Genomic DNA, 255 nt, shown 5'->3' on the forward strand with positions numbered 1-255 from the left:
CAAGGCATTAATGCTAATGCTTGGCGCGGTGGTGTTCAGTGTTGCGGTTTCACTAACCGTGGTGGTATTACCGGCGTTATCGCTCACGCTCGCTTCAATGGTCAGCTCACCATCAGCCAGCGCATTTGGTACATCCGCTGACCAACTGCCATCCGCTTGCACTGTGGCGCTGAAGGTTTCTGTTGTCACCCCATCACTTACGCTGATACTAATCACCGTGCCTGCAGGTGCATTGGTGGTACCACTAATGGTTGG

Annotated in this window: 1 protein-coding gene; it reads right to left on the reverse strand. The window is 53.3% G+C overall.

Annotated elements, in window-relative coordinates:
* Positions 1–255, reverse strand: a 255-nt coding sequence (locus AN391_RS20130) for an Ig-like domain-containing protein (RefSeq protein ID WP_200910110.1), incomplete at both ends; no start/stop codon positions are given.

The organism is Pseudoalteromonas sp. P1-13-1a (assembly GCF_001401875.1).
In the GTDB taxonomy this organism is placed as follows: Bacteria; Pseudomonadota; Gammaproteobacteria; order Enterobacterales; family Alteromonadaceae; genus Pseudoalteromonas.